Below are 320 nucleotides of genomic sequence, written 5' to 3'. Positions count from 1 at the left end.
TCTTTCGTTTCTTTTAATACGCCTATCGGATCAGTTACTAATTTTTTCACATCATTGTAGGTGTTTTTAGCTACATCTACAGTTGCATCGAACTTGCCTTTAGATTTTTGTGCTTGTTGGAGGCTCATGTTAAACCCTGTCCGTAATATTTTTTCTTTGGTAGACATGTCCTTGTTTATTTTGAGTGGCTCCATTTTATCTAACGACTTATAGACCTTAACAGCTTCTTTTGCGGCTACTTTTACTTCCTTTACCGCTTGCTTTGTCTGGTTATAAACGGCTTTCGTTTTGTTTACTGCTTGTTTATAGGTTTTCTTTCC

The 320-nt window shown here is 36.2% G+C and carries 1 protein-coding gene; it reads right to left on the bottom strand.

The genetic code is table 11. The features are described 5' to 3' along the window. On the bottom strand, nucleotides 1–320 hold a 320-nt coding region (locus CD31_RS23405), incomplete at both ends, for a hypothetical protein (protein WP_036074741.1).

Source organism: Lysinibacillus boronitolerans JCM 21713 = 10a = NBRC 103108, assembly GCF_000772935.1.
In the GTDB taxonomy this organism is placed as follows: Bacteria; Bacillota; Bacilli; order Bacillales_A; family Planococcaceae; genus Lysinibacillus; species Lysinibacillus boronitolerans.
Note: the sequence above shows the minus strand (reverse complement) of the source record. Positions and strands in the feature narration are given on the sequence as shown.